9 protein-coding genes are annotated in these 9,362 nt (G+C 39.1%); all 9 read right to left on the reverse strand.

Annotated elements, in window-relative coordinates; all coding sequences use genetic code 11:
- Positions 1-29: 29 nt before the first annotated feature.
- The 9 genes from FG390_RS03015 to FG390_RS03055 all read right to left on the reverse strand — a co-directional run bounded on the left by FG390_RS03015 (position 30) and on the right by FG390_RS03055 (position 9,043).
- Positions 30-773: an SDR family NAD(P)-dependent oxidoreductase gene (locus FG390_RS03015; RefSeq protein ID WP_141189509.1), complete on the reverse strand. Its 744-nt coding sequence runs from the start codon at positions 771-773 to the stop codon at positions 30-32.
- Between the two features lie 87 nt (positions 774-860).
- Positions 861-1,601: an amino acid ABC transporter ATP-binding protein gene (locus tag FG390_RS03020; protein WP_141189510.1), complete on the reverse strand. Its 741-nt coding sequence runs from the start codon at positions 1,599-1,601 to the stop codon at positions 861-863.
- A complete protein-coding gene (locus tag FG390_RS03025; protein WP_141189511.1) occupies positions 1,588-2,382 on the reverse strand; it encodes an amino acid ABC transporter permease in 795 nt (264 codons plus the stop codon). The genes FG390_RS03020 and FG390_RS03025 overlap by 14 nt, the downstream gene beginning before the upstream one ends.
- 13 nt (positions 2,383-2,395) lie before the next feature.
- A complete protein-coding gene (locus FG390_RS03030; RefSeq protein WP_141189512.1) occupies positions 2,396-3,094 on the reverse strand; it encodes an amino acid ABC transporter permease in 699 nt (232 codons plus the stop codon).
- 22 nt (positions 3,095-3,116) lie between these two features.
- Positions 3,117-3,998 (reverse strand): transporter substrate-binding domain-containing protein, encoded by an 882-nt coding sequence (locus FG390_RS03035; protein WP_141189513.1) that lies wholly within the window; start codon positions 3,996-3,998, stop codon positions 3,117-3,119.
- Positions 3,999-4,012: 14 nt separating this feature from the next.
- Positions 4,013-4,783, reverse strand: a complete 771-nt coding sequence (locus tag FG390_RS03040; protein WP_141189514.1) for a VOC family protein — start codon at positions 4,781-4,783, stop codon at positions 4,013-4,015.
- 2 nt (positions 4,784-4,785) lie between these two features.
- Positions 4,786-5,595 carry a pyrroline-5-carboxylate reductase family protein gene (locus FG390_RS03045; protein WP_141189515.1) on the reverse strand — a complete coding sequence of 270 codons (810 nt, stop codon included), beginning with the start codon at positions 5,593-5,595 and terminating at the stop codon, positions 4,786-4,788.
- An 858-nt stretch (positions 5,596-6,453) separates the two neighbouring features.
- Positions 6,454-7,761, reverse strand: coding sequence for a DUF445 domain-containing protein (locus tag FG390_RS03050; protein WP_141189516.1), 1,308 nt, complete (start codon positions 7,759-7,761; stop codon positions 6,454-6,456).
- Positions 7,762-7,774: 13 nt separating this feature from the next.
- Positions 7,775-9,043, reverse strand: coding sequence for a DUF445 domain-containing protein (locus FG390_RS03055; RefSeq protein ID WP_141189517.1), 1,269 nt, complete (start codon positions 9,041-9,043; stop codon positions 7,775-7,777).
- Positions 9,044-9,362 lie beyond the last annotated feature (319 nt).

The raw sequence follows: 9,362 nt of genomic DNA on the forward strand, positions 1-9,362 counted from the left end.
CAGTCACCACCTGGATTTATTTATTGCCTTTATGCTAAACGCCAGCCACCATTGACATGAAGACTTTGGCCAGTGATGTAGCTCGCATCGTCGGAAATCAGAAAGGCAATCGGCTTTGCGACTTCGGCCGCTTGGGCAGGTCGTTGCATCGGCACTTTTTTTCGGTACTTTTCAATGTTTTCTAGAAGCCGCTCATGTGTCATTTCCGTATCGGTAATTCCCGGAACAACCGCATTTACGCGAACATTTTTGGAAGCGCCCTCCAGTGCCAATGTCTTAGTCAGACTTGTCACGGCACCTTTTGAGGCAGAATAGGCATCGTAATCCAGGATACCGTCAAAGGCATCGACAGACGTCACGTTCACAATGCTGCCAAAGCCCTGATCGAACAATTTCGGAAGCAGTGCCAGACTTGGATACAAGGTGCCATAGAAGTTGACGTCCATGATTTCCTTCCAGGACTTATCGTCATAGTTTAAAACGTCCGTCGTGTAGAAAATACCTGCGGAATTGACCAACCCGTCAATACGTCCGGTTTTTGCATAGATTTCATCAATTACCTGTTGAACAGCATCCTTATCGGTCAATTCAAGTTGATAGGTTGGACTCTCAACACCATCACGAATCGTCTCAGCTTGTACCTTAGCCAGACGCTCTCTATTACGGCCAATTAAATGTACGTTGTACCCTCGCTTAGCGAGCTCAACGGCAGCAGCCCGGCCAATGCCACTGCTTGCACCCGTAACAATGACATGTTTTTCTATACTTGTCATGTGCCTAGATCTCCTTCGTTATTCGGTTTACATCATAATTTTTTAAAAAGTATGGCTGAACCTGCTCATCCGGCAGTTGTTTCTTTTTTATACGTTCGATAAGATGTCCGTCAAGAACTTCTTGGTGCGTTCTTCAGAAGGATTCTCAAAAATCTTTTTAGGAGATCCTTGCTCGACAATATAACCGTCAGCCATAAAAATCACTCGATTTGAAACATCACGAGCAAAATTCATCTGATGCGTAACGACAACCATCGTCGTCCCTGAATTTGCCAAATCCTGCATGACTTTTAGCACTTCCCCAACAAGTTCCGGATCCAAGGCCGAAGTCGGCTCGTCAAAGAAAATAACCTGAGGATTCAGAGCAATCGCCCTAGCAATCCCGACACGCTGCTGCTGACCGCCAGAAAGCTGTGATGGGTAGTGGTTCTGACGATCCGTCAAACCAACACGTTCCAGTGCCTCCAGAGCAATTTTTTTCGCTTCGCTTTTTTTCACTTTGCGGGCAACGATCAAGCCTTCCGTAATGTTCTGCAATGCCGTTTTGTTATTAAAAAGGTTATAGTTTTGAAAAACAAATCCGACATTGCGTCGAATTGTATTGATGTCTTTTCCATTTAATTTCTGGAAGTCATTATCGATTCCGGCAAAAGAGATATGCCCGCCATCAGCTTCTTCCAAAGTGGTAATCGTCCGCAACAGCGTCGTCTTCCCAGAACCACTGGGCCCGATAATCGAAATGACATCGCCCTTATTCACATTGAAGCTGATTCCCTTAAGAATGTCATGACCTGCATAGCTTTTCTTTAAGCCTTCAATTGTTAGCATGGTTGGTCCTCTCGCTTTCTGTTAAATCTGTTTTCGCTGTTAGTTTCGGCTGCTTGAGACTAAAGGGAAGCCAGTTAAAGCCGGTTGTTTGCTTTGTTGGTCTTCGATATCTGCTGAAATAGCGCTCGAGCAGGTAGAAGATCACTTCGGCACTATAGCAGATGATCAGATAGTAAACCCAAACTACTAAATAGGCTTCCAAAAAGTTATAGTTGAAAGCTGCCTCCGTTTTCGCAATCGCAGTAATATCTTTAACAGACATGATAAAAGCCAAAGATGAATTTTTAATCAGGTATAAAGTTGCGTTCGCTATGTTGGGCACCGCCGAAATCAACGCCTGAGGCAGAATGATGCGCCAAAAGGTTTGACGCGGTTGCATCCCAACCATTAGACCCGCCTCCATCTGCCCCTTATCAACCGTCTGAAGCGCTGAGCGGAAAACTTCCGTCAAGGTCGCAATGCTATTCAATGTAAAGACGATGTAGGCATAATAAATCGGATTGATGTCGAATGCTGCCTTGCCAATAATCACATTCAACAGACTCGGAAACGCACTGTAAACAATCAGAATCTGTGCAATAATGGGTGTTCCTCTGACGAGGGATACATAGAATTTCACAAATTGTTCCAAGACCTTTATACGATAGATCCTAATTAATGCAAATAAGACGCCAATCGGCAATGAGATCAGTAGTGCAACTAAGACAATATTCAGTGTAACGGGAATGCCTTGAAGGGCTGTGTAGGCCACTTTAACCATAAAATTTGTATCTAACGACATTTAAGAGGCCCCCTTAAACTGCAATGGTTTTTCTTTTTTTCTGATAAGATTTCTCAACCAAGGACACACCCTTGTCAATCGCCAATGAGATAACCCAGTAGATTAAGGCTAAAGCGCAATACGTCTGCCACGCATAGCCGCCTGAGTTATTGGCCACAATCATTTGTGCCTTGGCAACCATATCGACGACCCCGATTGTGAACGTCAATGCCCCTTCTTTTAGAAGGTTGACTACTGAATTCGCAAAGTTAGGCAGTGCCACGACAAAGGCTTGCGGCAAAATAATCCGATAAAAAGTCTGGAACGGGCTCATGCCGACGAGCAGCCCTGCCTCCATTTGCCCCTTGGATATGGACTCATATGCCGAACGCATAATTTCAGAAACCGGTGCTGAAAACAGTAATGTTAAAGCAATTATGACAAAGTACATGCGGTTCCATCCATCAATATTTGTGTGGAACCAGCCATTGAAGAGAAGCGGCATGCCGTAATAAACCAAGAATATCATGATGATTGAAGGTGTTGCCCGAATAACACTCACATAGATACTGGCGAGTACTCTCAAAATAACCGACTGACTCAATCTTGCCGCTGCAAGCAGCAGCCCGAGCAAACTTCCCAAAATGATCGATGATAACGATACAATCAAGGTGATGTTAATGGCTGGAAGTAATTGACCTAAGAAGTTGACGATTAATTTGATATTCTCCATTTAGAAACCCTCAACTTCCTCATTATTTAAATGGTTGATTCAACAATTTAAAGTTATCCTGACCAAAGTATTTCTCTGAAAGTTCCGCTGCCTTGCCGGAATCAATGATTTTCGTAATCGCCTTGTCATAAGCTGCAGCAAATTCCTTCTGATCCTTATTAAATAGCGGGTACGTCTTGATTCCGCCTAATGTAACGTAAGTTAACTTGCCTTTCAAATCAGCGTTCGCACCGTTTTTCTTTTCAACATTGGCTTCATACATTGGGCGGATCGCAAAGAATGCATCGTAACGGCCTTCGTTAACCCACTTCAAAGCATCAGAAACTACGAATGTATCGGCACTGCCTAACTTGATCTTCGGATTATGGTTTTTGTTATAATCAGCGATTACAGCATATTGTCCATTTTGCGGAGCGATCGGTACTAATTTGCCGTTATTCTGAGCGAGTTTAGCTAAACCGCCGAACTTATCTTTATCTTTCGTACGCACAACAAAACCGGAGTCACTCACACCTAAGTAATTTTTTGGAAAGAGGTACGTCTTGGCACGATCCGCCGTGTAGAAAACATTCTTAACGCCAACTTGATACTTGCCGCTCTTCACACCGATTAAAACGTCATCGTCACTCGTGCCGACATAGTCAAATTTATATTGAGGCAATCGTTTATCTACTTCACGCATGATTGCGACATCATAACCATCACCCTGCTTCTTGTCATTTTGATACGTGATTGGGAAGTTAGTCGTCGCATAAGCAACTTTAATGACCTTCGGATTGTTGGTACTTGCCTTATCTGAAGATGCTTTTTTATCTGAACCAAAGCCTCCAAGAAAATAAACACCTCCGATGACAACAACGATTGCTGCGATCACACCAATAATAATCTTATCTAATTTCTTCATTTTGTGGTTCCCCCTTATTTAAATGAAAACGTTATGTTGCCAAACACTAATGTTTGTTGTTTTAATTGATCCCCGGCGCCGTCAAATTTCAGTTGAACAACGTGGTTTTCCGTTCCTTGCTTAAAAATCAATTGCCGATCGTGCAATTGGATTCGGTATCCGGTATCCGTTCTTTCTGGTTTAGTTTCCAGTAACTGTCCCCAGACGCCGGCCGTTTTTTCCGGATCCGATACGTTGAAAATAGCTTGACTGACCAGCAAATTTCCAGCAGCATGTTGGACAATCAGTCCTTGCTCTGTAAGCTTTTTCTCTCGAGCATCATCGCTGCCCTGCCATTGGATGAAAAATGGGTAGGGCAGACCATCTATGGTGTCGTCGATAAAGAAAATTGACCAGGTGATCAGGTGCCCTTGTTCGTCCAACCGTTTGCCGACTTGGATGTCACCTGCATTGACTCCAGATTCCTTCAAACGTGCATGCGTTGCTTCAATGTCCGACGTGCGGATCGCGATCGTATTGATGCGTTGTACTTTTTGTTCATAATCTTTAACTGCATCATAAACCGCAGACGCATCTTCACGTGAAAAGTTCTTTGCCCGAGCCTCATCATAAACAGAAATCAGTTCAATGTAATTCAAGCCAAAATAACCTAATGCGTTTTCGGTGCCCCACTTTTCATGACGGCCCCCGCGTGAAAATACAATACCGTGTTCTCCGAAGAACTGAGCTGCTTGATCCACATCTTGAACGTTGATCATCGTATGGTCCCAAGTTAAAACAGCCATTTTTATTCCCCTTTTCCCAATTCTGTCGTCCGTTTGATTGCAGCGAGCACCGCATTCTGAATGCCAGCTGCAAAGTCACTGGCATCCAGTTCATGCTGAGCCGTAATCCCTACACCGCCGGCAGAGTTGTTGATATCCAGCAATTCGTACGGATGCTTGCCGGTAATCTCCAGCATTTTCGCCGCTCCCTGCAGGTTCTCAAGTGCGATTTTATTGGCTTGTTTTCTCGATAACCCGCCAAGTACACCGCTATTAGTCAACGCCAAATAGAAGTTATAAACATAATTTGGTCCTGCAATGGCGTAACCCGTGTAAATATCAATTTGTTCCTCAGGTATATAGTCAACTTTCCCGAAACTATTCAGAAATTCATCGACATCTTCCTGATTCGCTGCTGCATTCAGCGCCGCACCGGAAACGCCAAATCCCGTATCTGTGAGCGTGTTTGGAATGATACGAGCGACCGGATAGTCGGCTACTTCCAGCGCGTCTTCCAATTGTTCGATCGTGACACCTGCAATAATCGAGATCAGCGGTTTCTTTTGGCCGCTCGACCCAATTTGCTTGGTAATTTGCTCCCAATCATCTTGCGGGCGAACCCCCAATAAGATTAAGTCAGCGTTCTTTAATAGTTCAGGTTGAAACTCCCGGCTTGTTGTTATATGATACGTCTCCGCTAAGTAGCGCACACGCTCCGGACTGACATCTACAACATGCGTGCTCTCAGCAGAGATTGCCTGATTTTCTAGTGACGCACGAATGATCGCTTCAACCATTTGACCACCGCCAATGGCATACAATGATTTTGTCATTTTCTCTCCCCCATTTTAAAAAAACGCCTTAAGCTCTTTTGGGCTTAACGGCGCCGTTTCTGATCCATGATATTGAATCCGAATATTGCTTTTTCACTCTTAACGGGGTGACTTTTAAGTGAAATAACTCAGTCGATTCGATGCCAATGGATAGACGCCATAATAAGTGGTGCAGAAACATACATATAAATTGCATACAACACATTAGTATCATTTGACCTAATTTCACTTTATGTTCACCTCCAAAGCTCATCTATTAACCCAAAACTATTAAACTATATTCCTATAGTAATAGTATGTTTTATGGTTGTCAATTGATTTTTTTATTTTAACATTGTTCAGAGTTTAAAAACACCTTTTTTTAAGGCCACAAGCGGATTGCTAAGAAAAATTTTTTCGACATACACCCATGGTCAATTAAATAAGATTAATTTGAAAAAAGTGATTAAAAAGATCATTTACTGAAAAAATTTCGTTTACCTCCCTTTTACAGAGAAAGTAATTATATTCAGGATAGATTCCTGCGATTCAGTGTGTGCATCAAACCGCCGCAGACTTTCTGAAATGTTTTAAGATTAACCGCATAACTAAAAACACACCTACTGAAGGTGTGCTGCTTTCTTTGAATTAAAAATTGATTAATCCTTTCCATTCAAGTAAACCTTCATTTAATAATGAGTATTGAACTCAGGACCTGAAAAGAAACATTGGAGCATGGACGTTATAAGAAACCATCATTTCTATCATGGGCTTAATTTGTATCCTCATCCTTAGCTTATTTTATTTAAAATACTTGAAAGCACAGTCAAATAGCCAATAATAGACTTTTTATCCCATATTCTTGAGATGAGAAGCCTATTATAAACTCATTAATAAACCATAAAGCGTCATAAATAAATATAAAAGAAAGCCAATAATTGCTCCAACGATGGATCCATTAACTCTGATCCATTGCAAATCGGATCCAACTTTACTTTCTATTAAGTCTTCTAAATCTTTATTTGAGAATTGATTTAAACTTTCATTAACAAACATGCCAATTTTGATATGTTCTTGTTCAATTATTTGAATAACCCAATTTGTAACTCGTTGTTCTATTATTGTTATTAACTCTTCATTTTCTTTAAAATTATTCCAATAAGATTCCAATTGAGCATGAAGAAACGGCTTTATTGATGAAGGACTTATAAAATTAGAAGATGGCTTTTCCTCTAGATATTCCGATAATCCTTTAATAAAAGCATGAAGCAATGGGCGGATTTCGATTTGGTCTATAACGCCTAATTTCCATCTATCGACAGCACTCTTCATCGAAGACTCCTTATCCAATTTAGATAGACTTTCTTTTAACATACATTTAGCTTTTAAACGTAACGGATGGTTTCTATGCTTTAATCTATATAATGATTGAGTGAGTTCATGATAAATACTGTCTGCCATATCTTGGACATTCATCACATTGGTTAATTCTAAAAAACCTAAAGCAAAACTTCCCCACGACTTTTCAAGCCAATTTCCCTTTTTTTTATAGTCTTGGAACATCGCATCGATAAAAATTGATAGTTGCACTTTCATTTCAGGTTCTTGAATTTTGGAGATTCCAATGTCAATCATCCAATCGATATATTTATCGATTTCTCCATATTGAATCTGATGGTCAATTATTTTATATAAAAATGGGTTAATATCGAACCTTCTTAGCTTCTTCTTGATCCAACTTTCCAAAACAATTAAAATTTTATCTTGTTCAAATTTCTTTAGTAGTTTAGGGGATTCGTTTACTAACTTTTCCACTAATTTTTTAAGTCCATCCGTTTGGTCAATATACCTAATAAATAAGCTTACGAAAGAAATTTGTTGAATTTTATCTTTGATTAAAGATTGATTTAACAATTCATGTTCAACCATTTTTGTGACAGATTCGATTAACTTCTCTCGATGCCGAGAAATAAGAGCTGTATGAGGGATTGGTAAACCAAGTGGTTTTCTAAATAATGCTGTTATTGCAAACCAGTCAGCTATACCTCCAACCAATGCTGCCTCAGCCATAAAATAAATTAATTTAACAATATAAAAAGAACCATAGTCATGTCTTAAAATCACGGCAATAACAAAAATAACAAACACTATGGCAAGAACACTATTTGCTAGATACCGATTCTTCATTTATTCCCCTTCTTTAAACCCAATAGGTAAGTAGATAAAGGATAACCCCTGTAAAAAAGCCAACTAATGTTCCACTTACACGAATAAGTTGTAGATCATGACCTGCTTTTGATTCAATTAAATGAACTAAGTCATCAGTCGTGTAAGTATTTAATCCTTCTTTTACCAAAGTTCCTAAAAGATGATGCTTAACATGGATCCAATGTCTCACCATTATTTGCAATAATCTTTCCATCTCATCCCGAATGGAAGAATGCGATTTATATTGTTGAAGCAATGCCTCGAAAATAGACTCTACCTTCTCTGCTTTGATAACATGACCATTATCTGATGTCACTATATCTTTATATTGCTGAAGAAATTCAGTAACATAAGTATCTATACGAATTTTATTAATGAGTTGATTATTTATCCAAGAGTCTATTTTTTCTCTTAATACACGATCACCTTTTATTTGATCAATGTAGTTCAAACACTTCTTTCGAATTTTTTCACGTATTGGATTTTCCCCATCCATGATATTTTCAAGAAAATCAATGAGCCGTTTTTGTACATTAAATGTTAATTTATCAATGGTAGAGTCTGTAATAAACCTATCTATCCACTGTCTAAAAGTTTGTTCTTTCATATACGACGTCTTAGCTTCTAATAAACTCATTCTAATCAATTCTGAAATCTCGTTACTCTTACATATACCGATAACTTCTTCAAGAATGAATTGAATGAATTTTTCTCCCTGGCGCTTTTTTATTGTATACTCTATGACCGCTATGATAAGTGGCGTGAATTCTAAATTTCTTCGTTGTTCCTTTAGTGTATGTTCCAGAAATGCCCCAATCTCAGTAGAATTCATATGTTTTATGTAATCAATCATCATGTTTTGTATGATTTCGGATATTTCATATTTAACTTCATCATGATCTAAAAATTGAACTATTTTTTCTTCTAAACGTATTTTTTCCACTTTCCGATCAAGGTTCTCTTTTGAAAATAAATCATTCTCGATCATACTTACTAAAGTGTCAGTAAGCCTTTCGCGGTTTGAAGATATGATATCTGTCCGGATGAATAAAGATGGATTAGATTTTATCCCTAATGGTTTTCGAAAAAGAGCCGATACGGCAAACCAATCAGCAAGTCCTGCCACTAAAGCTGCTGTAAATCCACTTAGCATTAAGCCACCAAAAAACGTGATTCTAAATATAAAGCTTACTAGGAACCCTAAAAATACAAAAATCAAAAGTCCAGTGGCAAAATAACTCCTATTTTTTCTCTTTGTCAATATCTATCACCTACTTGTTAGATACAAAGAACTAACTCTATTTATAAACAGACATTTACATTATCATCCATCTATTTTATGTTAAACGGTAAGAATATTCAATTATTTATGAGGGTTTGATTATCTCCTTAGTATTTTTTGTATGGATTTGTTTTAGTTTACATAATGTTTATATATATTATTATTGAGGACTTTTTGATTTTTATTTGAGCTACTTTCCGTTTTATTGAGCTACTTTCCGTTTTATTGAGCTACTTTCCGTTTTATTGAGCTACTTTCCGTTTTATTGAGCTACTTTCCGTTTTATTGAGCTACTTTC

Source organism: Terrilactibacillus laevilacticus, from assembly GCF_006517395.1.
GTDB classification, from domain to species: Bacteria; Bacillota; Bacilli; order Bacillales; family Sporolactobacillaceae; genus Terrilactibacillus; species Terrilactibacillus laevilacticus.